Here is a 26075-nt window from a genome sequence, read left to right as displayed (position 1 = left end):
CCACATGACCGACGTATTCCTTTGTCATCCGCGGCGCAGCGCCATCGGCCGCTTCGGCGGCACCCTCTCGAGCGTGCGCCCCGACGACCTGGCCGCCAGCCTCTTCAAGGCGGTACTGGCCGAGGCCCCTGGGCTCGATCCGGCGGCCATCGAGGATGTCTTTATGGGCTGCGCCAACCAGGCCGGCGAGGACAACCGCAGCGTGGCGCGCATGTCCGCGCTGCTGGCCGGCCTGCCGACCTCGGTGCCGGGCACGACGCTGAACCGTCTCTGTGGTTCCGGCATGGACGCGGTGGGCACCGCCTTCCGCGCCATCAAGGCCGGCGAGATGGAGCTGGCGCTGGCCGGCGGCGTGGAGTCCATGTCCCGCGCCCCCTATGTGATGGGCAAGGCCGACAGCGCCTTCTCCCGCGGCCAGCAGATCGAGGACACCACCATCGGTTGGCGCTTCATCAACACGTTGATGAAGAAGATGTACGGCGTCGACTCCATGCCGGAGACCGCCGAGAACGTCGCCGAGCGGTTCAAGATCGCCCGGGGGGATCAGGACGCCTTCGCCCTGCGCTCCCAGCAGAAGGCCGCGGCGGCCCAGGCATCCGGCCGCTTCGCCGAGGAGATCACCGCCATCGAGATCCCGCGGCGCAAGCGGGAACCGCTGGTCTTCGATCAGGACGAGCACCTGCGCGAGACGACGCTGGAGAAGCTTGCCGGCCTGCCGACGCCCTTCCGCGAGGGCGGCAGCGTCACTGCCGGCAACGCCTCCGGGGTCAACGACGGCGCCGCCGCCATGCTGGTGGCTAGCCGGGCCGCGGTGGAGCAGCACGGCCTCACGCCCATGGCCAGGATCCTCGGCATGGCCACCGCCGGCGTCGAGCCGCGCATCATGGGCTATGGCCCGGTGCCGGCGGTCAACCGGCTGCTCGAGCGCACCGGAGTGTCGCTGGACGAGATCGATATCATCGAGCTCAACGAGGCCTTCGCCGCCCAGGCCCTGGCCTGCATGCGCGACCTGGGCCTCGCCGACGACGACCCGCGGGTCAATCCCAACGGCGGCGCCATCGCCCTGGGCCACCCGCTGGGCATGTCCGGCGCCCGCCTGCTGATGACCGCGGCCCACGAGCTGCAGAAGACCGGCAAGCGCTACGCGCTGTGCACCATGTGTGTCGGCGTGGGGCAGGGCATCGCTACGCTGATCGAACGCGTTTAACGGAGGCTGAGATGGCATTTCTGGATATCGACGGCCGCAGCGTGGCCTACCGCCTGCTGGGCGCCGAGGCCAACCCGCTGGTGCTGCTGGCACACCCGCTGGGCATGACCCAGGCGGTCTGGGACGACATCCTGCCGGCGCTGCTGCCCCGCTACCGGGTGCTGACCTGGGACCTGCCCGGCCACGGCGCCAGCCAGGCCTGGCCGGCCGACGGCGGCGAGATCACGCCGGCGGCCCTGGCCGCCGAGGCCCTGGCCCTGGCCGATCGCGCCGGCGCCGGCCGCTTCCACTTCGTCGGCACCTCCATCGGCGGGGTGGTGGGCCAGCAGCTGCTGGCCGAGCATGCCGAACGGCTGCTCTCCGCCACCCTGACCAACACCGGGGCGGTGATCGGCACCAGCGAGCTGTGGACCACCCGCGCCGGCCGGGTGCGCAGCGAGGGCCTCGCCGAGATCTCCGGCGAGATCGTGCCGCGCTGGTTCTCCGCCACGCGCCTCGCGGCGGAGCCGGCCCTGGAGACCGGTTGGCGCACCCAGATGGCGCGTACCGACGGCGAGAGCTATGCCCGGCTGTGCGAGATGCTGGGGCGCAGCGACTTCCGCGGCCAGCTGAGGGGCAGCGGTGTCACGATACGTCTGCTGGGCGGCAGCGAGGACCTGGCCACCCCGCCCGAGACGCTCCAGGCCCTGGCCGCCGAGTGCGACGGCGCGCCGCTGGAGATCCTCGAGAACTTCGCCCATGTGCCCTCGGTGGAGTCGCCCGAGGCGATGGCCAAGCGACTGCTGCTGTGGCTGGCGCAGGACCTGGGCGATGTGGGCGCCAAGGGCGTGGACTACGCCACCGGCCTCGAGACCCGCAAGCAGGTGCTGGGCGAGGCGCACGTGGCGCGCTCCACCGAGAACGCCACCTCCCTGGACGCCCCCTTCCAGCAGATGATCACCCGTCTGGCCTGGGGCGAGCTGTGGAGCAACGGCGACCTGACCCGGCGCGAGCGCAGCATGATCACCACCGGCATCCTGGCCGCCCTGGGCCGCGAGGAGCTCGAGCTGCACCTCAAGACGGCCAGGCGCATCGGCCTCACCGAGGCGGAACTGCGCCAGGTGCTGATGCACGTGGCGATCTACGGCGGCGTACCGGCGGCCAACCATGCCTTCGCGCTGGCCAAGCAACTGGGCTGGGGCGACGGCGAGGCCTGAGCCTCGATCTCGTCTTCACCCTCTCCAGGACGGGCTGGAGGCGTGCAGCCGCTCGCCTCTCGATGGCACGGCAGGATGGTAGTGCCCGTTTCTCGAAGGCGAGCACGTGGTACCCTTGCGAAATCGCCCGTCGATCGGGTGATTCGTAGAGTGCTGTTTCCATCCTGCTGGTGGAGTCCACCATGAGCCTGGCAACGTCTGAGCGGGAACACTGCGTCACCTTGTTGACCGAGGCCTTGCCCGGCTTGCAGGCCATCTACCTGTTCGGCAGCCAGGCGACAGGAGGCGCGGATCGCCACAGCGATGTGGACCTGGCCGTCTTGCTGCCGAGCCCCCTGTCGGCAGAGCGGCGTTGGGCCCTGATGGGGGCGGTGGCCAACCGGTTGGATCGCGATGTCGATCTGATGGACCTGCGCTGTGCTACGACTGTCATGCAGTACCAGGTGATCAGCGAGGGGATGCGGTTATGGTGCCGGGGTAGCGACGCCGACGAGTTCGAGCTTGCCGTGTTGAGCGAATACTGGGACCTGCAGATTCAGCGGCGTGAGCTGATTGCCGACATCAAGCAGCGAGGCACCGTTCATGGCCGATGAAGTCCTGCTCAACAAGGCGGCCACCATAGAGCGCTGCGTGGCACGCGCACGTGAAGAGTACGACAAGGACCCCGCCACCTTCGACGTCGACCAGACACGCCAGGATGCCGCCATCCTGAACCTGCAGCGTGCCTGTGAGGCCGCCATCGATGCCGGCAATCGCCTGATCCGACTGCGGCAACTGGGGTTGCCACAAAGCTCACGGAACGTCTTCGAGATGCTCGCCCAGGCTCAACTGATCGCCCCTGAGCTGGCCAGGGTCATGCAGCAGATGACCGGTTTTCGTAATATCGCCGTGCATGACTACCAGGCGGTACAGGTGCCCATCGTCATCGCCATCATCCAGAAACATACCGATGACCTGCTCGACTTCGCCAGCCAGGTAATCCGACTGGCATGATCCTCCACTTCTAGACATGATGGATTGACCTGCCCTTCCTCCCCGCCATGAGTGAATACCAGTACTACGAATTCCTGGCCGTGGACCGGCCCTTGAACGCAGATGACCAGCGGGCGCTGCGAGCGATTTCCAGCCGGGCACGCATCTCGTCCACCAGCTTCACCAACCACTACGAGTGGGGCAACCTGAAGGCCGACCCCACCCGACTGCTGCAGCGCTACTTCGACCTGCATGTCTATGTGGCGATCTGGGGATCGAAACGCCTGCTGATTCGGCTGCCCACGACGGCCCTTTTCCTGACGGACCTGGACGCCTTCCAGCTGAATGAGTGTGATCTGCTGGAGGTCCGTCAGACTCCCGAAGGTTGGTTGATCGACATTGATGCCGAAGCCGATGAAGAGTCGGAATGGGACGAGTTCGACGATGGAAGTGGCTGGATGGGGGCGCTGGCGGGGTTGCGCCAGGAGCTGCTCTCCGGTGACCTGCGGCTGTTCTACCTCTGTTGGCTGTGGGCCGTGCAGCTCGGCTATATCCGCGAAGAGGCCCTGGAGCCGCTACCGGGCATCGGCCCCCTGACCCCCAGCCAGCGGGCGCTGGCCGAGTTCATGGCGCTCGATCCCATGCTGGTGGAGGCCGCTGCCGAGTCCGGCGAGAAGGCGCCTGCCGGCAGTGAGATCGAGGGCTTTGTCGCCTCCCTTCCCTTGCAGGAAAAGGATGCGCTGTTGCGACGCCTGCTGGAGGGTGACGGCAGTGTGGCCGCCGAGCTGCAGCGCCGCCTTCGCCAGCATGGTCAGGCGGATCAGCCGCCTCGGCGCAGCGTGGCCGAACTGAAGATACAGGCCAACGCCTCACACGAGCGACATCGCCAGGCCTATCTGGCAGAGAAGGCTCGCCGGGAAGCGGAGCAGGCGGCGGCAGAGGCGAAGCAGCGTCGGGAGCGATTGGCCCAGGTGGCCAGGCTGGGCGAGCGAGCCTGGCAGGAAGCGCTGAGCCAGATCGGCCGTCGGCAGCCCAAGGGCTACGAGATGGCCGCCGGGTTGCTTGCGGACCTGCGTGAGCTGGCCATCGAACGCGGCGAGCAGGCCGCCTTCGAGGAGCGCCTGGACAGGATAGTGGCCGAACATCGGCGCAAGGGACGTTTCCTCGAACAGCTGCAGCGCCTTGGGCTGTTGCCGTGAACCCGACGATGACCGGATCCGAGCTTAGATGACCTGTCAGGTGGTCCGAAAGATGGGGGCTACTTCAGCCCTGCTGGCGCTGCCGCTGATGCTCTGGCTCCCCGGCGGGGCAGTGGTGTGGTCGGCCGGGGGGTCGGCCTCTTCACCAGCGCGCTGTTCATCTTCGTGCTGGCGCTGCCCGCCTGGCTGGTGCGCCTGGAGGCCTTGCCGCGGCTGATGGCCGGCATGCTGTTCTTCGGCTATCTTCTGGTCTTCGCCATCACCGTGGTCGGCGGCTGGCTCAACGACCTCTCGGGGACCGTGGCGCTGGCCTTCCTGCCGACCCTGTTGATCAGCCTGGTGGCCATGGCGTGTACCCCTCGGCTGCTCGCCTCACGACAGCAGGAGACCTGAATGCTCAATGCCCGCATCAAGCTGCGCCATCTGCAGGCCTTCCTCGAGGTGGCCCGCCAGCGCAGCTTCGCCCGGGCCGCCGAGCGCCTGGCGATCACCCAGCCGGGCATGTCCAAGACCATCCGCGAGCTCGAGGAGACCCTCGGCACCGGCCTGTTCGAACGCACGCCCCAGGGCGTGGCCCTGACCCAGGCGGGGCTCACCCTGCTGCGTCACGCCGGGCCGGCGTTGCGCGCCCTGGAGGAGGGCGTGGGCGCGCTGGACGATGCCCATCGGGGCACGCGCTGGCTGCGGGTGGGAGCACTCTCCACCGTGGAGAGCCGGCTACTGCCCGAGGCGCTGCGCCGCTGGCACGCCGAGGGCTCGACGCATGGCGAGGTGGGGATCAACGTGGTCACCGGCCCCAGCGCCTTCCTGCTCTCGCGGCTGCGCCGCGGCGAGCTGGACCTGGTGGTGGGGCGCATGACCGAGGCCCGCGAGATCCAGGACCTGGCCTTCGAGCACATCTACTACGAGCGGCTGCTGCTGCTGGTACGCGCCGGCCATCCCCTGGCCGGCGTCGATCCCTTGCCGCCCGAGGCGCTGACCGCCCATCCCTGGGTGCTGCCGCCGCCCCAGACCACCCTGCGCCAGCAGGTCGACAGCTTCTGCGTACGCCACGCCTTGACCCTGCCGCCACGCCTGCTGGAAACCCTCTCCCTGCCGCTCAGTCGCGGCCATACCCTGGGCAGCGACGCCATCTGGGTCGCCCCCGAGGAGGCGGTGGCCGATGCCCTGGCCCGCGGCGAGCTGTGCGAGCTCGCCCTGCCGCTGGAGCGCCAGGGCGGGTCGGTGGGGTTATGCACCAATCCAGCTTGCAGCCCTCCCTGGCCCTGGAGGCCTTCTGCGAGCTGCTGCGAGAAGTCGCGGCAGGGGCGAATAGGACATAACCCAGCGGTTATGGGGGTAGGGCGAGACGTTAATTGGCAGCCTGTGGCGAGGCGCCACAGTTCACTCGGGCCGGCTTCGACCTGGCGACCCTGCAGGCAGCGTTCGTCGCCATCGGCTACCCGGTGGTCGAGCTGTGCAGCCGTTTCCTGGCCCCTGCCGCTACGGCGACGAGGTGCGCATCGAGGCGCGGATCGCCGAGTTCCGCAACAGCAGCTTCGACGTGGAGCATCTCCTGCATCGCGGGGAGGCCCCTGGCCGTGGAGGCCACGGTGATCCGCGCCATGGCGGGACGGCATCCCGAAGACCCGCATCGGATGCGGGGGCGGCCGGTGTCGGAGGCGGTGAGGGCGGCGCTGCGGCGGAGGTAGGGGGCAAGGCACCGATGGACGCCCTTGCTGACCGGAAGAAAAAGGCCGACGGCCGGAGCCGCCGATGAGTCTTACCAGACGCCAAAGAGAAAGCCGCGCTTATGAGCCATGCCGGTGCGGCGCTCCACCTCGGCGTTGCCGATGGTGGTACGCAGACGGCGCGCCTGGAACCAGCGGTTCAGCGCGGCATCTAGCTCGCCGCGCACCGTCCGGCAGTCGTCGCGATGGGCCAGGTCCTCGAGCTCGCCGGGATCCGTCGCCAGGTCGAACAGCTGCGGCGGGTGGTTCGCGTAGTGCACGTACTTCCAGCGCCCGTCGGTGACCATAAAGGCCCGCGCCTCGTCCGGGGCCAATCCCAACTCCTTCCTTGCCGGGCGCCAGGCGTAGTCGGCCTCGCTGAAAGCGTAGCGCCGCCAGTCGCCGACCGTCTCCCCACGCACCAGCGGGGCCAGCGAGCGTCCCTCCAGCACATGGTCCAGCGCGCCGCTGTCGCCGCCGGCCAGGTCGACGAAGGTGGGCACCAGGTCGATGGCCTCGACCAGGCGCTCGTCGCGGGTGCCGCGGCTGACGTCGGCCGAACGGTGCGGGTCCACCACGAGCAGCGGAATCCGTGCGCTGGGCTCGTGGAACAGCTCCTTCTCGCCCAGCCAATGATCGCCCAGGTAGTCGCCGTGGTCCGAGGTCACCACGATCACGGTGTCGTCGCGCAGCCCCTTGTCCTCGAGGAAGTCGACCAGCCGGCCGATATGGTCATCGAGCTGGGTGACCAGACCCATGTAGGCGGGGATCACCCGCTCACGCACCTCATCGCGGGAGAACTCGACTGACTCGCCGTGGCCCATGAAGGCCTCGACCACCGGATGCGGGCGCTCGCGCTCGGCGTCGCTGCGCACTGCCGGCAGGATGTCCTCGGGGCCGTACATGGCGTGATATGGCGCCGGCGCCATATAGGGCCAGTGGGGCTTGATGTAGCTGAGGTGCAGGCACCAGGGTTGGTCGCCGGCCGCCTCGATGAAGTCCATGGCGCGGTTCGTGGTGTAGGCGGTCTCGGAGTGCGCCTCCTCGACCCGAGCCGGTAGATGGCAGTGACGCATATACCAGCCACTCAGGAGCTCACCGTCGCTGCCCACCGCCGAATTGGCGGCGCTGTGCCAGGGGTTGTCGCCTTCGTAGCCCTGGTCGCGCAGGTAGCGATTGTAGGGCAGGTCGGGGTTGGCGAGCTGGTCGGGGTGCAGGCCGTCGTCACGCGCATAGGGTTCGAAGCCGCACTCGCTGACCAGCACGCCGCGCGAGGAGTCGGGGTCGAGGCCCAGGCGCGCCATGCCCTCGTCGTCGCGCTTCATATGGGTCTTGCCCACCAGGCCGACGCGGTAGCCGTGGGGCCGCAGGTAGTCGCCCAGGGTGCGTTCGTCGACTCGCAGCGGCACGCTGTTGTAGCTGGCACCGTGGCTGGCGGCATAGCGGCCGGTGTAGAAGGACATCCGCGAGGGGCCGCACACCGGAGCCTGGCAGTAGGCGCGGGTGAAGTTGACGCCTCGCTGGGCCAGGGCATCGATGTGCGGCGTCCGGAGGGTGGGATGGCCGTTGCAGCCGAGGTAATCGGCGCGCAGCTGATCGGCCATGGTGAACAGCAGGTTGGGGTGACGGCTCATTGGGGGTTCCCGGTCTTTAGGTGATGGTAAGGGGCCTGGCCATGGCTCGGCTGGCGTGGCATGCCTCACTTATCCATTGACGGGCCTTCCCCGGCAATCGGAAACTTTCACCTGGTAAAAGCTTGGAGGTCATGATGGTCAAGCAGATTCGTGCCCTGGCCCGGGGGCTGGAGGTGGTCGAGGCGATCCAGCGGGCGCCGCAGCCCCCCACCCTGGAGGAACTGCACCGGGCCACCGGCATCGATCGTGCCACCATCCTGCGCGTCCTCGCCACCCTGGAGGCGGCCCGCTGGGTCTACCGCGGCATGGGCGACAAGCGCTACCGCCTCGCCTATGTCCTGCAGGAACTGGGCTACGGGGTCAGCGTCTACGATGTGATCGCCCAGGTCTCGGCGCCGGTGCTCGATGCCCTGCAGCAGGATCTGCTCTGGCCCTCGGATATCGCCGTCTATGACGGCGAGGGCATGGCGATCATCGAGACCTCGCGCCGCCGCAGCCCCATGACCGTCAATCGCGAGATCGTCGGCTACAAGCCCAGCATCCTCCGCTCGGCCATGGGGCGCTGCTTCCTGGCCTTCAGCGACGATCGGCGACGCGCCCATATTCTCGAGACGTTGCAGCGCCAACCCGGAGAAGAAGGGCGACTGGCAGCCGACGAGGCCTATGTCACGGCCCTGGTGGCCGAGGTCAGGGCCTGCGGCTACGGCCGACGCGAGCCCGGGAGCTGGGTACTGCCTGCCTACCGCGACGAGGAGTTCCGCGCCATCGCGGTGCCGGTGATGGTGATGGGTGATATCCAGGCAGCGCTGAACGTGGTGTGGATCCAGGAGGCCTATGCCGACCAGGAGGTGGAGCAAACCTTCTACCGGCGCCTGAAGGTGGCCACCGAGGAACTGGGGAAGATCTTCGAGGCCCAAGGGCTATACTGAGGGAGCGAGTTATCGATTTGACGTTATAGGGTGTTTATAAATTTTTCAGGCCGTGTGAGTTAACCGGTTGAGCAATTAGCGGTTGCGATGATCTGACTGCACTTGGCTCTTTCACAGCCCCGCATAGAATTGCTCAGTGCTTCCCTAATGGGACTTCGTGCCATGGGCCTCGCCGGCATCCTCTGCTTCTACCATCTCCAGCCATCCACCTGCAAAGTTTTGGGTAAACTGAACAAAACTCTCGGCGGCAGGCGATAAGGCGATTCCCGCGCGTGTGAAAATCGCGGTCTTCCGATAAATCTCGGGGCCTTCTAGTGGCCGAAACACCAATCCAAAGCCCTGTACGAGCGATCGCGCGAAGGCGGGGCAGACGGTGACACCTCCTTGGGCCCGGAGCATCGACAAGGCGGTATTGATACGCCGGACATGGTGGATCTCGTGTGGATGAGCATCGGCCGGAACGCGCCGCAGCACTCGCTCCGTAAAGTTACGCAAGAAGGTGATGAACGTACGGTCCTGGATGTCTTTCCAGGAGACCCGTGACTTAGCCGCCAATGGATCGTCCGGGCGCAATGCTGCCCAGAACCGGCTCTCCATCAGGACCTCGGAGTCGAAGCGTGAATCATTGTCGCTGTAAGGGGCTATCCCCACGTCGATTTCCCCGTTGGCTAATCGCGTAAAGACGTCTTCGATGGGGACATCCGTGAATCGGACCTCAATGTCGGGATACGTTTCGCCGTAGGCGAGGATCAACTCCGGTATCAAGGTGCAGGAAAGCACTTCCGGCGTGGCAAAACGCACGATGCCGCGGCGCATCTCTGTCAGGTTCTTGATGTTGGCCAAGGCATCATCGAGATCGTCCAGCACCCGCTCTGCCAGAGGGGAAAATGCCTCACCCACTGTGGTAAGGCTGACCATACGTGTGCTCCGATTGATCAGCCGCACATCCATTTGCGACTCGAGCTCCTTGATGAGACCGCTCAGCGCCGCCTGGGACAGGTGCAACCGCTTGGCCGCTTCGGTAAAACTGCCAGCATCTGCAACCGCGCAGAATGCTCGGAGCTGCCGCAAGGTGACATTATTCGACATAACTTATAAAACTCCATAATATTATGGTTTTTATGATAAGTCCGTGCTTTCTACAGTGCAAGGCATTGGCTGACCGCGCATCGAAGAAGCTCCTCGGAGAAGTTCCATGCCGCAGTAACTGTTGCGGCTCCAGGCGATGCAGGTGAATTTTTCACAAAAACCGAATAACCGATAGGAAAATGCAGATTGATCGATAAGCGAGCACTCCCTACCGTGCGAGTGAGACATGGAGGAGACATACGTGCTTGCAAATGCTGATCATCAAAAGGCTGTCGACCTGTTGCTCGCTGCGGAGCGCGACTGCCGCCCTATCCCTCGCTTGTCCGACAGTTTCCCTGGCATGAGCATCGCCGATGCCTATGCCATCCAGCGCCAGGTCGTCGACGCAAAGCTCGCCGCCGGCGGTCGCATCCGGGGCCACAAGGTCGGCCTGACCTCTCGCGTGATGCAGGAGAGCGTGGGCATCGACGAGCCCGACTTCGGCCACTTGCTCGACGAGTCCATTCTCGGCACTGACCGCCCCATCGCCGTCGACCGCTTCCTGGTGCCCCGCATCGAGGTGGAACTGGCCTTCGTGCTCGGCCGGCCGCTGCGCGGGCCGGACGTTACCATCGCCGACGTGTTGATGGCCACGGACTTTGTCCAGCCGGCGCTGGAAATCATTGATAGCCGCACGGAAACCCCGCGCACGGTGGTCGACACCATCGCCGACAACTCCGCCTGCGGTGCCGTGGTGCTGGGGGGACGGCCGGTACCGCCCACCGAGGTCGACCTGCGCTGGGTTGCCGCCGTGCTGTATCGCAATGCCGTGATCGAGGAAAGCGGCGTGTCCTCGGCCGTGCTGGGTCATCCAGCCGCCGGCGTCGCTTGGCTGGCTAACCGTCTGGCTACCTTCGACACGGCCCTGGAACCTGGTCACGTGGTGCTCGCGGGCTCGTTTACCCGGCCTGTACCGCTCGCGGCCGGCGACATTTTTCACGTGGATTACGGGCAACTGGGCAGCATTGCCCTGGCATTCGCATAGGACTGCAGGAGTAGCAATGAACCATACCATCGAGATCGACGGCATCCATGTCTCGCCCCATCACTACATCGGTGGACAGCGAGTAGCCTCCAGCCAGACCTTCACCGACCACTGTCCCATCGACGGCCACGTCATTGGTGAGATTGCGGCAGGGCTTCCCGAGCACTGTGATGCCGCGGTGACGGCCGCCGACGAAGCCTTTCCGGCCTGGGCCGCCCTGGGACCAGAGGGGCGTCGCACCCATCTACGACGCTTCGCGGCCGAGATCCGCGCCTGGGGCGAGAAGCTGGCTCGGGTGGAGTGCGAAGACAACGGCATGTTGTTGGCCCGCTTGCGTGGCCATCAGATCGAGCGCTGTGCACAAAACATCGAGTACTTCGCCGATGAAGCGGTGCGCCTGGCCTCGATGGCCTTTGACGGCGAGAAGGCGCACCACGACGTACGTCACGAGCCGGCGGGGGTGGCCCTGCTGATCACCCCGTGGAACTCGCCCATGATGTTGACGACCTGGAAGCTAGGCCCGGCACTGGCGGCGGGTAATGCGGTGGTAGTCAAGCCGCCGGAGTGGGCGCCACTGACCTGCTCCATGTTCGGCGATATCGCCGACGCCGCCGGTCTGCCCAAGGGCGTCCTCAACATCGTCCAGGGAATCGGTGCAGAGACGGGTGCCCGGCTGGTGGCCGATCCGCGCCTGGCGCGTATTTCCTTCACTGGCTCGGTGCCCACGGCCAAGCAGATCAGCCAGTCCGCCGGCGCTAACCTGGTGCCGGCGAGCTTCGAACTGGGGGGCAAGTCCCCGTTCATCGTGCTGGCCGACGCCGACCTGCAGGTGGCTGCCGAAACCGCCGCCCTGCAGTACCGCAATGCTGGTCAGGTCTGTCTGGCGGGGACCCGGCTGCTGGTCGACGAGTCGGTGGCCGGTGAGTTCCTCGATCGAATGCATGCCGTTGTGGAACGCCTGCGAGTGGGCGATCCGCGGGACCCGGCCACCGAAATCGGCCCCATCATCCATCCGCGCCAGTTCGCTCAGGTAGACGGCTTTGTACAGCGGGCAGTGGCCGACGGCGCTGAAGTGCTATGGGGCGGTTCCGCTCACCAGGCCGGCGATCTGTACTACCAGCCTACCTTGTTGGGCAGCGTCGACCAGGAGTCGGAGATCGTCCAGAACGAGGTGTTCGGGCCGGTACTGGTGGTCCAGACCTTCGGCAACGACGACGAAGCGGTGGAGCTGGCCAATGGTACTCGATACGGCCTGGCAGGCGTGGTGTTCGGCGAGGATGAGCGGGCCAAGGCCGTTGCCGACCGACTGCGCACCGGCATGGTCTGGGTCAACTCCTTCTTCCTGCGCGACCTGAATGCCCCCTTCGGTGGCATCCGCGACTCCGGCATCGGCCGCGAGGGCGGCCAGTGGAGCTTTGAATTTTTCTGCGACATCAAAGACGTGATGATGCCGCATACACCATATCGCCCGGTCTTCGCCGGCGGTTAAGAGGAGGTTAACAACATGGGTAACATCGTAGGCGCCGCCATCGTTTCTCACCATCCGGGACTATTCCGCCCCAAGGAAATCCGGGTGGAAATGGGTAATGGTCGGGATTCCGACCTGCTGGAAGGCTATCAGCGAGTACGTGCGCGTCTGGATGCCGTCGCTCCGGACACCTTGATCATCATCGATACTCACTGGTTTACCACCGCTAAGCACGTGGTGGCCGGCGGCGAACACTACCAGGGTACTTACACCTCGGATGAAATGCCCTGGATTCTGTATGACATGCCGTTCGACTACGACGGGGCGCCGGAGCTGGCGAAGGAGATCGGTCGGGTCGCCGAAGAGCGGCAGGTCCCGTTCTATAATGCTGAGAATCCGCATATCCACCCGGAATACCCCACCGTCAATCTGCTCGAGCCGTTGTGGCGCGGCGAGCGCATCCTGCGGGTGGGTATCTGCCAGAACGCCAAGGCCCACCACTTCCTCGAGATGGGTGCGGTGCTGGGGGAGGCGATACGCCGCAGCGACAGCCGAGCAGTGATCCTGGCCTCCGGGGCGCTCAGCCATCGCATGACCGACTTGGACTTCAAGCCTCGCAACCCGCGTTTCTGGCATCCCGACAACATGAGCGATCCGCGCCACGTGGAGCTGGATCACGAGGTGATGGCGGCCTGGGAGCGCGGTGATCACGCTGCCGTCATCGACCGCTATCCGGAGCTGCGGGCGGCCGCCTACGAGGGGCTGGCTGGGCACTATATGCAGCTGGTCGGCGCCTTGGGGGGGCGAGAGTGCCATGCGCCGGGCACAGCGTTGTCCGAGTACGAGAGCGCACTGGGCACGGCCAACATCCACATCTGGTTCAATTTGGGAGAAGAACAATGAGCGTTCTGAAGGGACCGCGCCGTGAGCTGCGACGTGTGCTGCACAACGGTGCCGAGTACTGGGGCGCCCCGGTCGAAGGGGGCATCCAGTTGGCCGATGGACGCGTCATTGAGCTGGATCAGGTGACCCATCTGCCGCCTTGCCAGCCCAGCAAGATCATCTGCATGCATTTGAACTATGCCTCACGTTACTACGAGCTGCGTGGCAAGCGGGTGGAAGACGGCGGCTATGGCACTCCGAACTACTTCATGAAACCGCCGACCACCCTGAATGCCCATGGCGGCGAGATCGTTCGTCCTGACGGCTATCAGTACCTCAACTACGAAGGTGAGATCGGCATGGTGGTGGGGCGGGTGACCCGCAATATCCTGCCAGAGGAGGCCTGGGATCAAATCGCCGGCTTCACCTGCGCCCTGGACATGGGGCTCCAGGATATGCGCGATACCGATGCTGGCTCGATGCTGCGCGTCAAGGGGCACGACGGCTACTGCCCGGTCGGTCCGGGCCTGGTCTCCGGCATCGACATTCGCGAGCAGACTCTACGTACTTACCGCAACGGCGAGGTGGTGCAGGAGGGCGTGCTGGCAGAGGAGATGCTCTGGGGCTTCGACTATGTGCTGGCGGATCTTGCCCGTCATATCACCCTGCTGCCGGGGGATCTGATTCTCACCGCCACACCCGCTAATTCACGGCCGCTGGAGGTGGGTGATCGCATCGAAGTAGAGGTCACCGGCCTGGGCCGCCTGAGCAATACCGTAGTGGCGGCGCCTGCTCCGCGTGCCGAGGTTGGCCATTCTCCCACCAGCAGCGACGAGGTACGGCGAGTCTCCCTGGGCAATGATGAGCGCCTTCCGGCGTCGCTGCGCGCACGCACGCATCACCCCGTCTGAGCCCCATCCAGCTAACAGGAGGAGTCGTGGAACAGCACCGTAATTACATAGCCGGCGAATGGGTCGGGTCCGACGAGGTGGTGGTTAACCGCAATCCCTCGGACTTGGACGACGTGGTGGGGGAGTATTGCCTGGCCGATACCGTGCAGACGAATCAGGCCATCGATGCCGCCGCCGAGGCCTTTCCGGCGTGGGCGGCGAGCACGCCGCAGTTCCGCTTCGAGGTGCTGGACCGCATCGGCGGCGCGCTGCTGGCGGCCAGGGATCATCTTGGCCGGACCCTGGCTCGGGAGCAGGGCAAAACCCTGGCCGCGGCCACCTTCGAAGTGGAGCGGGCCGCCTATACCTTCAAATTCTTCGCCGGCGAGACCCTGCGAATCCCCGGCGAGCGCATCAACTCGTTGCGCCCGGGAGTGGAGATTGAGGTCACCCGTGAACCCCTGGGTGTGGTGGGCCTGATCACGCCCTGGAACTTCCCCATCGGCATTCCGGTGTGGAAGCTGGCGCCGGCCCTGGCCTACGGCAACTGCGTGGTGTTCAAGCCGCCGGAGCTGGTGCCGGGTACCAGTTGGGAGATGGCAAAGATCATCCACGAGGCTGGCTTGCCGGCCGGGGTGTTCAATCTGGTCATGGGCAAGGGCCGGGTGGTGGGCGAGGCCCTGCTGGCCTCGCTGCAGGTCAACGGGATCAGCTTCACCGGCTCCCAGGGCGTGGGGCGGCGCATCGCCGCCCAGGCGCTCGCCACCGGCAAGAAGGTGCAACTGGAGATGGGTGGCAAGAACCCGCTGGTGGTGCTGGACGATGCCGACCTGGACGTGGCCGTGGAGGCGGCGGTGGACGGCGCCTTCTTCTTCACCGGCCAGCGCTGTACAGCGTCCTCGCGGTTGATCGTTACCGATGGGATCCATGATCGCTTTGTCGATGCCCTAAAGACGCGCATGGCGCAGTTGCGGGTGGGCCACGCCCTGGACCCCGACACGATGATCGGCCCGGTAGTGTCCGAGGAGCAACTTCAGCAGGATCTGAGCTACATCGAGCTCGGCCGTGAAGAAGGCGCGGAGCTGACCGGCGGCGAACAGCTGCAGAGAGAGACCCGTGGCTACTTCCTGGCGCCAGCGCTGTTCACCGGCACTCACAACGACATGCGCATCAACCGTGAGGAAATCTTCGGACCCGTGGCCTCGGTGATCCGGGTGCGCGATTTTGATGAGGCCCTGGCAGTGGCCAACGCCACCGAGTTCGGCCTGGCCTCCTCGATTTGCACCACCTCCCAAAAATACGCCAGCCACTTCAAGCGGCACAGCCAGGCAGGCCTGGTGATGGTGAACCTGCCCACGGCCGGCTTCGAGTATCACGTGCCCTTCGGCGGCAGCAAGGGCTCCAGCTACGGGCCCCGCGAGCAGGGCCGCTACGCCCAGGAGTTCTATACCACGGTGAAGACCGCCTACGGCCGGCCGCTGTAGGATCCGAGGAAAACCACCGATGCTGAAAGCCGAATTTCCCCGCAACTGCTGGTACGTGGCCGCCTGGAGCCATGAGCTGGATGAGGGGCCGCTGGGCCGCACCATCCTCGGCGAGCCGCTGGTGTTGTGGTGCGACGGGCAGGGGCACCCGGTGGCCCTGGCGGATCGCTGCTGCCATCGGGGCGCCCCCTTGTCCATGGGACGCTGCGTCGACGGCAGACTGCAGTGCATGTATCACGGCTTGAAGTTTGACCAAAGCGGCCACTGCATTGAGATGCCCGGTCAGGACCAGGTGCCGCGCAAGGCTCGGGTGCGGGCCTACCCGCTGGTCCAGCGCGGCCAGTGGCTGTGGGTGTGGATGGGCGAGCCGGAGCGCGCCCGCGAGGCGGACATTCCGCACACGCCCTGGCTGGATGCCGAGCGCTGGCCGTATCGGCCCGGCTACTATCACTATCAGGCGCCGGCGGAACTGATCAACGACAATCTGCTGGACTTTTCGCACCTGTCCTACGTTCACGAAGGCACCCTGGGCGGCTCCGAAGCCATCGCCGGCACCCGACCACAGGTCACGCCCTTGCCCCACGGATTGCGCATTGAGCGGCGCGTGGAAGGCGTGCCGCCTGCGCCCAACATCACCCGTTTCACGTCCGTCCGGGGCACGGTCAACCGCTGGTTCAGTTACGACTTTCTTTTGCCGGGTGTCCTGCTGATGGAGTTCTGCACCGAGCCGACCGACGGCGGTGAGCCGCTGATGCAGTACACCTGCCAAGCAGTCACTCCCGAGACGCCCCACACCGCTCACTACTTTTTCATGGGCACGCGCGACTTCGCGCTGGCCGACCCCGCGGTCACCGAAGCCATCTATGAGGGACTGGTCACTGCCTTCGAAGAGGATCGCCTCATTATCGAGGCGCAGTACCGGGCCCTGCGCGAGCAGGGCGACTTCGCGCCGGTGGCGACGGTGGCCGATCAGGCACTGATTCAGTTCCGTCGCCTGGTCGAACAAAGGGTGGCCGAGGACAGCGCGAAAAGCTGATAGCCGGTGTGTTTTGGAGATTTTCTAACCTGTTACACGATCCCCGATTTGGAGATTTTTGACATGATTCGCGACCCCGACAAGCTCGAGCAACTGCTCGCCGACACCCGCCGCTGGGTGCGGGAACGTGCCATCCCCTTTGAGGAGCGGGTAGCCGCGGCCGATGAGGTTCCCGAGGAACTGGTGCAGGAGATGCGCGAGCGGGGCATGTTCGGCTGGAGCATCCCCGAGGAATATGGCGGCGCGGGGCTAACCACCGAGGAACTGATCCTGGGCGCCCTGGAGCTATCCCAGTGTTCGGTGGCCTTTCGCGCCAGGGTGGGCACCAACACCGGTATCGGCTCCGAGGCCATCGTCGCTGACGGCACCGAGGAACAGAAGCGCCGTTTCCTGCCACGCCTGGCCAGCGGCGAACTCACCGGGGCGCTCGCCGTCACCGAGCCGGAGGCCGGGTCCGAGGCCACCAACATTCAGACCAGCGCTCGCCGCGAAGGGGATCATTACATCCTCAACGGCAAGAAGTGCTTTATCACCAACGCCCCCATCGCCGGCCTGTTCACCGTGCTGGCCCGTACCGATCCGGATAGCAAGGGCCACAAGGGGCTGTCCGCCTTCATCGTCGAGCGCGACACGCCGGGGCTATCCACCGGACCCGCCTACCGCAAGATGGGGCAGGCCGGCTCGCCGGTGGGGGAGGTGTATTTCGAGGACTGTCGGGTGCCGGTGGCCAACCTCATCGGCGGCGAGGAGGGCCTGGGCTTCAAGACCGTCATGAAGACCCTGAACAAGCAGCGCATCCATCTGGCGGCCCTGTCCACGGGTCCGGCCATGCGCATGCTGAACGAGACCATCGCCTTCACCAGCAAGCGGGTGCAATTCGGCCAACCGGTGGCGAACTTCCAGTTGGTACAGGCGATGATCGCCGACTGCCGCACCGAGATTTTCGCGGCCCGTTCGATGATCCTGGAGACCGCCCGGCGCCGCGATCGGGGCGAGGACGTCGCCCTGGACGCCTCCATGTGCAAATACTACGCGACCGAGATGTGCGGTCGCGTGGCTGACCGGGCCGTGCAAATGTTCGGCGGCTACGGCTATGTGGCGGACTACGCCTCCATCGAGCGCTGGTATCGGGACGTACGGCTGTTCCGGCTCTACGAGGGCACCAGTCAGATTCATCAGCTCAACATCGCCAAGCTCACCCTGAAAGAAGCGGAGGCGCAGGGCCAATGAACATCGAACAACTATTCAATCCCCGCTCGGTGGCGGTCATAGGCGCCTCGCAGAATCTCGCCGCCATCAACGGGCAGCCCATCGCTCACTTGAAGGCCAAGGGCTACGCCGGGCAGATCTATCCGGTGAACCCGCGTTACCAGGAAGTGGCAGGTTACCGCTGTTACCCGGACATCGACTCCTTGCCCGAGGCGCCTGACGTGGCGGTGATCGCCGTGGCCGCCAAGCGGGTGCCCGAGGCCGTGCGGGCTCTGGGAGAGAGGGGCACGCCGTTTGCCGTGATCCTCTCCTCGGGGTTTGCCGAGGCTGGTGAGGAAGGCCGTGCCGCCCAGCGCGAGGTGACCGAAATCGCCCGCCGCTACGGCATGCAGATCCTCGGGCCCAACTGCCAGGGCTATATGAACATCGCCGACGCTATCCATGTCGGCTTTGGCGCCCCCTACGCGATGAGCTTCCCTAAGGGCGGGGTGAGCCTGACCTCGCAAAGCGGCGCCTTCGGCAACTCCATCCTGATGCTGGCCAGTGAGGAAGGCCTGGGCTTCCGGCGTTATCTCTCCACCGGTAACGAGTCGGTGACCACCACGCTGGATATCTTCGAGGCTCTGATCGACGACCCGGAAACCCGGGTGATCGCCGGCTACGTGGAAGGCTTCCAGGATGCCCACCGGCTGGTGGAAATCGGCACTCGGGCACTGCGCGCCGGCAAGCCCATCGTCGTCTGGAAAGTCGGCACCTCCGAGGCCGGCGCCAAGGCGGCGGCTTCGCATACGGCCAACCTGGGGGGGGCGATGGCGCTATACCGGGCCGCCTTTAAGCAGGTCGGCATCGTCGAAGCCAACGACGTCGGCGACCTGGCCGACTGCGCCAAGGCGCTGTTGCCTGGGCGGATTCCTAAGGGCAACCGCATGGCGGTAGTGACGATCTCCGGCGGTGCGGGCATCGCCATGGCCGATCGGGCCGCCGAGGCCGATCTTACCCTGCCCGAGCTGGCGCCGCAGACTGTGGCAGCGCTAAAAGAGGCACTGCCCGATTTCGCCGCCGTGGCCAATCCGCTGGACGTCACTGCCGCCCTGCTTACCGATGCGCAGCTGCTCAAGGCGACGCTGGAGCGACTGGCGGATGATCCGAACGTCGACATGATCGCCCTGGCTCTCGCCGCCGCCAGCGGGGCCCAGGCCGCCGAGCTGGCGCGCGAGGTGGTGCGCATCTCCGAGCAGCGCCAGATCCCCATCCTCGTCGCCTGGAACGCGGATGAGTGCGCCAACGCGGAAGCCTACCGGATCCTGGACGATGCCCAGATTCCCCGCTACGGCTCGCCGGTGCGCTGCGCCCGTGGTGCCGGCGCGCTGTGGGAGTACGCCAAGGCCAAGCAGCGGCTGAGCCAGGACGCGGACGAGCAGCCCCTGCGGCTGCACCGGCCGGCGGCGCAGGAAGTGTTGGCCGGACGGCAGCATGACCTCACCGAATTCGACTCCAAGCGGCTGCTGGCCCAGTACGAGATCCCGGTGACCCGCGAATGGCTGGCGACCACCCGCGAGGAGGCGGAGCAACTGGCCGCGGAGATCGGCTTGCCCGTAGCCATGAAAATTCAGTCATCGCAGATCCCGCACAAGACCGAGGCCGGCGGCGTACGGATCGGCGTTGCTGATGCCGAGGCGGTGGGCGTGGTATTTGACGAGATCATGTGCAACGCCGCCCGCTATGCACCCGAGGCGGTACTGGATGGCGTGCTGGTGCAGGAGATGCTCGCCGGGGGCACCGAACTCATCGTCGGCGCCATCAACGATCCCCTGTTCGGCCCGGCGGTGATGGTCGGCTTCGGCGGCGTGTTCGCAGAAGTCACACGTGACGTCAGCTTTCGCCTGGCGCCGGTCACCCCCGCCGAGGCCCAGCGAATGATTCGTGAGCTCAAGGGCTTCGCCATCCTCGACGGCGCCCGCGGACGACCCAAGGCCGACGTGGCTGCCTTGGCGGACCTGCTGGTGCGGGTCTCGGCCATGGCAATGGACTGCGTCACCGAATTCGCCGAACTCGATCTCAACCCCGTGTTCGTACGCTCGGTCGGCGAGGGCGTCCGTGCGGCAGATGCCCTTATCAAGCCCAAACCCCGTCCCTAAGTGGAGGCCCCAGATGCAAACCCCCGTCAATCCTTTCAAACAGGCTCTTCTGGAGGGCCGCCCCCAGACCGGGCTGTGGCTGTCCCTGGCGGATGCCTACGCCGCCGAGGTGGTGGCGGGCAGCGGTGCCGACTGGCTGCTGATCGACGGCGAGCACTCCCCGCTGACCATCGACAAGACCCTGGCCATGCTGCAGACCCTGGCTGCCTACCCGGTGGCCCCGGTGGTGCGGCCACTGTGGAACGACAAGGCGCTGATCAAGCAGTTGCTGGATATCGGAGCCACTAACCTGCTTCTCCCTTATGTGCAAAGCGCCGAGGAGGCCGCCCAGATCGTGCGCTGGACTCGCTATGCCCCGCGCGGAGTGCGCGGCATGGCGAGCGGTGCCGTCCGGGCCAGCCGCTTTGGGCGAGTCGGCGATTACATCGGACGTTGTGAACAGGAACTGTGCCTGGTAGCCCAGATCGAGACCCGCGGTGCGCTGGACTGCCTAGAGGAAATCGCCGCGGTGGAGGGCATCGATGCCTTGTTTGTGGGGCCCGCCGACCTTGCGGCTGACCTGGGATATGCGGGACAGCCGGGGCACCCGGAGGTGGTTGCCGCTGTGGAGGACGCCCTACAGCGCATCGCCGCGGTCGGCAAGGCCCCCGGTGTCCTGTCCGTGGATCTCGAACTGGCTCGGCGCTACGCCGAGGCAGGCTCGGTGTTCACTGCCGTGGGGGTAGACATCGTCATGCTGGCGCGGTCCAGCGAACACGTCGTCGCGTCGTTCCGTGAGCATGCCTTGCCTGCCGACTCATAAGAAGAGGCGAACAACCTATCGTAAAATGTCGTTAGACCGATTAATAGCCCGGTGTTGTAATCGAGCGAAGAGTAGAAAAAGGGTAAAACAGCCGCCTTCCGGGTGGGCTCCAAACACTCTGAAACGCCAGTTCAACCATAACAAGATGGAGAAGTAGAGTGAGTATTCGAGCATGTTTTGCAACTCTTTCTGCTGCTGCCGCGCTAACGGTGGCAAGTCCCGTTATGTCCGATCCCGTCGATGCCGGCGGGGCCCAACTCCGCTTCCAGGTCTTCGAATCCACCGGTGACATGTTGTACCGCGTGATGGAGGAGAAATTCTGTGAGCAATATGGGCTGGAGTGCAGAGGCGTACGTATCGGGGCCGGGCCGGCAGGCATCCAGGCCTTGCTGGGAGAAAGCCTGGAGGTGAGTTTCATCACCACCGATGCGGCGATCCGCGCCATCAACGGCGGCGCGCCCGTACGCATCGTCCACGGCATTGGCGACCGGGTACCATTCTATCTGGTGGCGCGAAGGGGGCTGGAGCGGCCCAATGCCGGCGAGGGATTCCCCGCCATCATGCAGGATTTCGAGGGTAAGCGTATTGGCGTCACCGGTCGCGGTGCTGGCACTGAATTGATCGGCCGCCTGCTGCTACGTGAGGCCGGTATGTCGGAGGATGATGTGACCTTTGTTGCCGTTGGCGGGCCGCCCACGGCTTACGGATCGCTGGCTGCCAATCAGATCGATGCTGCCGTCATGGTCCCGCCGCTGGCCGAGATCTGCGATCGGTCCGACGTTTGCGAGACGGTGCTCAACCTGCCCACCGAGGACGGCATCGAATCGATCAATGCCTTGGATGGCACCGGTATCGTTGCCCTGATGAGTCAGGATTATATCGAGAAGAATCCTGAGGTGGTGAAAGCCTTTCTCGCTGCCGTTCAGGATGCTGGTACCTGGATGCAGGACCCAGCCAACTTTGGCGAGTACTACGCCATTGCACAGGAGAACATCACCCTCAGGATCCCCCACGCGGATGAGATCCTGCGTGAGGCCCTGCAGCGGCAGTTGCAGATTTCAGACGTACAGGTCCGTCCCGCTGCCGTGGAGGCCTACATCGATATGCTCTACGACATGGGCTTGATCACAGAGAAGCGGCCCGTGGATCAGATCATCTCCGACAAGGCGCTGACGCCCTGATCGGGCCCGGTGCATGAGTTGCCGCCAAGGTAGAGCTCCAATGAGACACAAGAGAGAGAGCGAGATGCTTAGTACTGTGAGCAAGGTCCAGCCGCAGGCCCCGCAAGCTGAATCCGCTGCAGCCGGTGCCGTTACTCTGGATCAGGCAACCATCCGCTTCGGTGAGGTGACGGCCTTCCAGGACGTGAGCCTGGACATCCGCCCGGGCGAGTTCGTATCGGTCGTGGGGCCCAGCGGTTGCGGCAAGACCACCATCCTTAACTACATCGCGGGCTTGCTGCCGCGGGAGGTGCTCTCCGAGGGCTCTATCGATGTCCTCGGTGAAGCGCCGACCACCGGCAATCCACACCTGGGCTACATGCTCGCCCGTGACAGCCTGCTGCCCTGGCGCACCGCCCTGGGTAATGCCGAATTCGGCATGGAGGCTCGCGGGGTGGCCAAGGCAGAGCGTCGAGCGCGCGCCCATGAGTTGCTGGCGCGGGTAGGCCTCAAGGACTTCGAGAAGTCCTATCCCAAGATGCTGTCCCACGGCATGCGCCAGCGCGTGGCCCTGGCACGCACCTTCTGTCTCGACGCCGAGCTACTGCTGATGGATGAGCCCTATGGCGCCCTGGATGCCCAGACCAAGTTTCAGCTCGAAGAGCTGTTGATGGATCTGTGGCAGGGGTCCGGACGCACCGTGCTGTTTATCACTCACGACTTGGCCGAAGCAATTGCCCTGGGCGACAGGGTGGTAGTCATGGCACCGCGCCCGGGCCGGATCATCAGTGACATAGAAATCGACCTTCCACGCCCGCGGAACTTGCGTGCGTTGCAGCGTGATACTCGCTATCACGAACTGTACCGGCACGTCTGGAGCACCCTGGAAGAGGGATTCGAGAACACAGGAGAGCAGCAATGAACCCACAGGAAAAGCGTCATTCTCCCTGGCTGGTCTTCAGCAGCCAGATCATCGTGGTGGGCGGCCTGATCGGTATCTGGGAGTACATCATGTATATCGGTTGGGCCTCTGCGGCCCTGTACGGACAGCCCAGCGGTATCTGGGATGCCCTGGGCTACGGCCTGATCGAAACCACCGAGCTATGGCAGGAGCTGGGCTGGACCATGCTGGCCGTATTGATCGCCTTCGGTATCGGTGCTGGAGTAGCATTGATCATCGGCATGTTGTTCGTGCTTTTCCCCTTTATCGAGAAGGTAATGGAACCCCTGTTGGCGGCCCTCAATGCCATGCCGCGCATCGCCTTGGCACCGCTGTTGATACTCTGGTTCGGCCTGGGCATGGGCTCCAAGGTTGCCATCGGCGCCAGCCTGACCTTCTTTATCGTACTGCAGAGCGTCACAGCGGGTGGGCGCGGTGTAAATCAGGACCATATTACTTTGTCACAGACGCTTGGGCTAAAGCCCCTCGAGTCCTTTTGGAAGATCACCATGCCCACGGCGGTGCCGACGGTCTTCGCCGGGCTTCGCCTGGGCTTGATGTATGCCCTGCTGGGCGTGGTGGCCGGTGAGATTATCGCCTCGGAACACGGCCTGGGGCAGCGGGTGGCATACCTGACCTCCAGCTTCGATATCAATGGCGTGTGGGCGGTGGTCTGCGTACTTTCCGTCGTTGGTATGGCCTTGTCGTGGTCCCTGGGGGCCCTGGAAAACCGCTTGCTGCGCTGGCAGTAAGTATCTGCGCCTGTCCCCACCGCTTGTTATTCAGAGGTAATATCATGGCTTCGAAAAAGGACGCACGCACGCTCGATCCGGTTCGCAAGACCCCGACCACCGGGCTGACCCTGGATCAGATCAACCTGGGCGCCATCGACACCTTCATGCGTAACGACCTGCATGGCATCTTCGCCAAGTTGCGGGCCGAGCGTCCGGTGTCCTGGCACCAGCATCCGGATTCCGGCAGCCGCGGCTTCTGGGCGATCACTCGCTACGACGACATCGTCGAGGTGAGTCGCGATACCGAGACCTTCAGCAATCGCGACGGCATCCAGGTCCAGTTCGAGGGGGATACGCCTCACGCCGGCGAGGGCTCGATGATCGAGATGGATCCGCCGCAGCACACCAGCTACCGGCGGATCGTCGCTTCCACCTTCTCGTCCATGGGCGTGGCCAGACTCGAGGACCAGGTCCGGGCCCGGGTGCGCAAGATCCTCGACGACCTGGACGGCCGCAACGAGATCGACTTCGTCGAGGATTTCGCCACGCCCTTGCCGCTGGGCGTGTTCTACGACCTGATGGGGGTGCCGCGCGAGGATCAGCGGCGGATGCTGGAGCTGGCCGATCGTACCTTCTTCTCTGCCGATCCGCGCCTGGGGGGCGATGCCGGCGGGATCGCCGAGGCCGGCCAGGAGATCCAGGCCTACGGTCGCTGGCTGGCCGAGCAGCGCATGAAGAACCCCACCGACGACCTGATGAGCGCGCTGGTGCACGCCGAGGTGGACGGTGAACGCCTGAGCCTTGCGGACCTAGGCTCCTTCTTCGGCCTGCTGGGCGCGGCGGGTGCTGACACCACCCGCGCTTCACTCACCTATGGGCTGGAAGTGCTGACGCAATTTCCCGAGCAGAAGAAACTCCTGCTGGAGGATGTGGACGGGCGCATGCCGTTGGCGGTGGAAGAGATTGTGCGTTGGGCTTCGCCCACCATGCACATGCGCCGCACCGCCACGCGCGACACCGAGATTGCCGGCCAGCCAATCAAGGCCGGAGACAAGGTTGCTCTGTGGTTCGTCTCCGGCAACTTCGATGAGACCAAGTTTGACGCACCGTACCAACTGAACATCCTGCGTGACCCGAACCCACAGATGGCTTTCGGTATGGGCGGCCCGCATTTTTGCCTGGGGGCGCACCTTGCCCGGCTGGAGATTAGAGTGGCATACACTGAGTTGCTGCGGCGCTATCCGGATGTCGAGGCCATCGGCAGCGCCACCCGGCTGCGCAGCACCTTTATCAACGGTCCCTATGCCTTGCCGGCACGGTTCAACGCCAAGCGCGAGGAAAAGTTGAAGGTACGGGTGAAGCGTCTCGCCGACGTGGCCGAGGAAATCCGCTACTTCGAGCTGGAAGACATGAACGGACGGCGCCTGCCGGAGTTCTCCCCCGGCGCCCACATTGATGTCCATGTCGGTCCGGGCTTGGTGCGACAGTATTCGCTGTGCAACGCGGCGGGTGATCGCTGTTACTCCATCGCCGTCAAGCGCGAGCCGGAATCCCGTGGCGGCTCCCAGGTTATGCACGAGGCCATCGGCGAGGGTGATATCCTGGAGATCGGACCGCCGCGCAACAACTTCGAGCTACAGGCTGGGGCAGGGCACTACATTCTGGTGGCCGGCGGTATCGGTATTACGCCGCTGCTATCGATGGCTCGATACTTGGCAAAAATCGGCGCTTCCTTCGAGCTGCAATACTTTACCCGCTCGAAGGCCCATACCGCCTTCCGCGACGTATTTGCCGAGCCTGAATTCAAGGACCGTGTCACCGTCCACCACGGGCTGGATCGCGACCAGGTTCGCGAGGTCCTGCGCCGCCGACTGTCCGGGAGCGCCGACGACGGCCACCTGTACCTGTGCGGTCCGGGACCCTTCATGGACACCGTGGAAGAGACCGCGGCCGAGACCGGTTGGCCGGCCGAGGCCGTGCACCTGGAGTACTTCGCCGCCGACAAGACGGTGCTGGACGCGCCCACCGACACCTTCACCGTGCACCTGGCGCGGACCGGCATCGACGTGGAGGTGTCTGCCGAGGAGTCTATCGTCGACGCCCTGGCCGAGCACGAGGTGTACGTGGACACCTCGTGCGAGCAGGGGGTGTGCGGCACCTGCGTGGTTAACGTGGTGGAAGGCGAGGTGGATCATCGCGACGCTTATCTCAGCGTCGAGGAGCACTCGGCGGGAAATATGTGCGCCTGTGTGTCCCGCGCCAAGGGCAAGCGCCTGGTGCTCGACCTCTAGCGTCATCAGATTGGACACCGGCCTTCGGGTCGGCGTCCAGTCACCACAGCCGATTACCCGGGAGAGTCAATGCGCCCGCCAC

Annotated in this window: 23 protein-coding genes; 21 read left to right on the top strand and 2 right to left on the bottom strand. The window is 65.2% G+C overall.

The window, feature by feature from the left end; genetic code table 11:
* The first annotated feature begins 4 nt into the window (after nucleotides 1-4).
* From pcaF to pcaQ, 7 genes are all read left to right on the top strand, one after another.
* Nucleotides 5-1207, top strand: a complete 1203-nt coding sequence (gene pcaF / locus QWY80_RS10965; RefSeq protein WP_290231336.1) for a 3-oxoadipyl-CoA thiolase — start codon at nucleotides 5-7, stop codon at nucleotides 1205-1207.
* An 11-nt stretch (nucleotides 1208-1218) separates the two neighbouring features.
* Nucleotides 1219-2403: an alpha/beta fold hydrolase gene (locus QWY80_RS10960; RefSeq protein ID WP_290231334.1), complete on the top strand. Its 1185-nt coding sequence runs from the start codon at nucleotides 1219-1221 to the stop codon at nucleotides 2401-2403.
* Between the two features lie 182 nt (nucleotides 2404-2585).
* On the top strand, nucleotides 2586-2996 hold the full coding sequence (gene mntA / locus QWY80_RS10955; protein ID WP_290231332.1) for a type VII toxin-antitoxin system MntA family adenylyltransferase antitoxin: 411 nt from the start codon (nucleotides 2586-2588) through the stop codon (nucleotides 2994-2996).
* The gene (hepT, locus tag QWY80_RS10950) at nucleotides 2986-3396 is read left to right on the top strand and encodes a type VII toxin-antitoxin system HepT family RNase toxin (RefSeq protein ID WP_290231330.1); all 411 of its coding nucleotides are present in this window, start codon (nucleotides 2986-2988) and stop codon (nucleotides 3394-3396) included. Before mntA ends, hepT begins: the two co-directional genes overlap by 11 nt.
* A 92-nt stretch (nucleotides 3397-3488) precedes the next feature.
* Nucleotides 3489-4574, top strand: coding sequence for a hypothetical protein (locus tag QWY80_RS10945; protein WP_290231328.1), 1086 nt, complete (start codon nucleotides 3489-3491; stop codon nucleotides 4572-4574).
* A 117-nt stretch (nucleotides 4575-4691) separates the two neighbouring features.
* The gene (locus tag QWY80_RS10940; protein ID WP_290231326.1) at nucleotides 4692-4967 is read left to right on the top strand and encodes a hypothetical protein; all 276 of its coding nucleotides are present in this window, start codon (nucleotides 4692-4694) and stop codon (nucleotides 4965-4967) included.
* Entirely contained in the window at nucleotides 4968-6170 is a 1203-nt protein-coding gene (gene pcaQ / locus QWY80_RS10935; protein ID WP_290231323.1) for a pca operon transcription factor PcaQ, read from the top strand.
* A 166-nt stretch (nucleotides 6171-6336) separates the two neighbouring features.
* Here pcaQ and QWY80_RS10930 read toward each other — a convergent pair whose 3' ends face one another.
* Complete coding sequence (locus QWY80_RS10930) at nucleotides 6337-7917, bottom strand: sulfatase-like hydrolase/transferase (RefSeq protein WP_290231321.1); 1581 nt, start codon at nucleotides 7915-7917, stop codon at nucleotides 6337-6339.
* 131 nt (nucleotides 7918-8048) lie between these two features.
* On the opposite strand from QWY80_RS10930, the gene QWY80_RS10925 reads away from it, so the two are divergent.
* Nucleotides 8049-8846 carry a helix-turn-helix domain-containing protein gene (locus QWY80_RS10925; protein ID WP_290231319.1) on the top strand — a complete coding sequence of 266 codons (798 nt, stop codon included), beginning with the start codon at nucleotides 8049-8051 and terminating at the stop codon, nucleotides 8844-8846.
* A 144-nt stretch (nucleotides 8847-8990) separates the two neighbouring features.
* Here the strand turns inward: QWY80_RS10925 and QWY80_RS10920 are convergent, their stop codons facing one another.
* Nucleotides 8991-9935, bottom strand: a complete 945-nt coding sequence (locus tag QWY80_RS10920) for a LysR family transcriptional regulator (protein ID WP_290231317.1) — start codon at nucleotides 9933-9935, stop codon at nucleotides 8991-8993.
* A 226-nt stretch (nucleotides 9936-10161) separates the two neighbouring features.
* Between QWY80_RS10920 and QWY80_RS10915 the strand changes: the two genes are divergently transcribed.
* The 13 genes from QWY80_RS10915 to QWY80_RS10855 all read left to right on the top strand — a co-directional run bounded on the left by QWY80_RS10915 (nucleotide 10162) and on the right by QWY80_RS10855 (nucleotide 25993).
* Nucleotides 10162-10959 (top strand): 2-keto-4-pentenoate hydratase, encoded by a 798-nt coding sequence (locus QWY80_RS10915; RefSeq protein WP_290231314.1) that lies wholly within the window; start codon nucleotides 10162-10164, stop codon nucleotides 10957-10959.
* Nucleotides 10960-10975: 16 nt separating this feature from the next.
* Complete coding sequence (locus QWY80_RS10910; protein ID WP_290231312.1) at nucleotides 10976-12448, top strand: aldehyde dehydrogenase; 1473 nt, start codon at nucleotides 10976-10978, stop codon at nucleotides 12446-12448.
* 15 nt (nucleotides 12449-12463) lie between these two features.
* Nucleotides 12464-13330, top strand: coding sequence for a DODA-type extradiol aromatic ring-opening family dioxygenase (locus tag QWY80_RS10905; protein ID WP_290231310.1), 867 nt, complete (start codon nucleotides 12464-12466; stop codon nucleotides 13328-13330).
* Nucleotides 13327-14220, top strand: coding sequence for a fumarylacetoacetate hydrolase family protein (locus QWY80_RS10900; RefSeq protein ID WP_290231308.1), 894 nt, complete (start codon nucleotides 13327-13329; stop codon nucleotides 14218-14220). Before QWY80_RS10905 ends, QWY80_RS10900 begins: the two co-directional genes overlap by 4 nt.
* A gap of 26 nt (nucleotides 14221-14246) precedes the next feature.
* On the top strand, nucleotides 14247-15683 hold the full coding sequence (locus tag QWY80_RS10895; protein ID WP_290231305.1) for an aldehyde dehydrogenase family protein: 1437 nt from the start codon (nucleotides 14247-14249) through the stop codon (nucleotides 15681-15683).
* A gap of 19 nt (nucleotides 15684-15702) precedes the next feature.
* Entirely contained in the window at nucleotides 15703-16719 is a 1017-nt protein-coding gene (locus QWY80_RS10890; protein WP_290231303.1) for an aromatic ring-hydroxylating dioxygenase subunit alpha, read from the top strand.
* 63 nt (nucleotides 16720-16782) lie between these two features.
* Nucleotides 16783-17949 (top strand): acyl-CoA dehydrogenase family protein, encoded by a 1167-nt coding sequence (locus QWY80_RS10885; RefSeq protein ID WP_290231300.1) that lies wholly within the window; start codon nucleotides 16783-16785, stop codon nucleotides 17947-17949.
* Nucleotides 17946-20066, top strand: a complete 2121-nt coding sequence (locus tag QWY80_RS10880; RefSeq protein WP_290231297.1) for an acetate--CoA ligase family protein — start codon at nucleotides 17946-17948, stop codon at nucleotides 20064-20066. Before QWY80_RS10885 ends, QWY80_RS10880 begins: the two co-directional genes overlap by 4 nt.
* Before the next feature lie 13 nt (nucleotides 20067-20079).
* Nucleotides 20080-20868, top strand: coding sequence for an aldolase/citrate lyase family protein (locus QWY80_RS10875; RefSeq protein WP_290231295.1), 789 nt, complete (start codon nucleotides 20080-20082; stop codon nucleotides 20866-20868).
* 224 nt (nucleotides 20869-21092) lie between these two features.
* Complete coding sequence (locus QWY80_RS10870) at nucleotides 21093-22049, top strand: ABC transporter substrate-binding protein (RefSeq protein WP_290231293.1); 957 nt, start codon at nucleotides 21093-21095, stop codon at nucleotides 22047-22049.
* Between the two features lie 76 nt (nucleotides 22050-22125).
* On the top strand, nucleotides 22126-22950 hold the full coding sequence (locus QWY80_RS10865) for an ABC transporter ATP-binding protein (RefSeq protein WP_290231291.1): 825 nt from the start codon (nucleotides 22126-22128) through the stop codon (nucleotides 22948-22950).
* Nucleotides 22947-23720: an ABC transporter permease gene (locus QWY80_RS10860; protein ID WP_290231289.1), complete on the top strand. Its 774-nt coding sequence runs from the start codon at nucleotides 22947-22949 to the stop codon at nucleotides 23718-23720. Before QWY80_RS10865 ends, QWY80_RS10860 begins: the two co-directional genes overlap by 4 nt.
* 44 nt (nucleotides 23721-23764) lie before the next feature.
* The gene (locus tag QWY80_RS10855; RefSeq protein ID WP_290231287.1) at nucleotides 23765-25993 is read left to right on the top strand and encodes a cytochrome P450/oxidoreductase; all 2229 of its coding nucleotides are present in this window, start codon (nucleotides 23765-23767) and stop codon (nucleotides 25991-25993) included.
* The last annotated feature ends 82 nt before the right edge of the window (nucleotides 25994-26075 follow it).

Source organism: Halomonas ramblicola (assembly GCF_030409215.1).
Lineage (GTDB): Bacteria > Pseudomonadota > Gammaproteobacteria > Pseudomonadales > Halomonadaceae > Halomonas > Halomonas ramblicola.
This window is presented reverse-complemented; position numbering and strand designations above follow the sequence as displayed.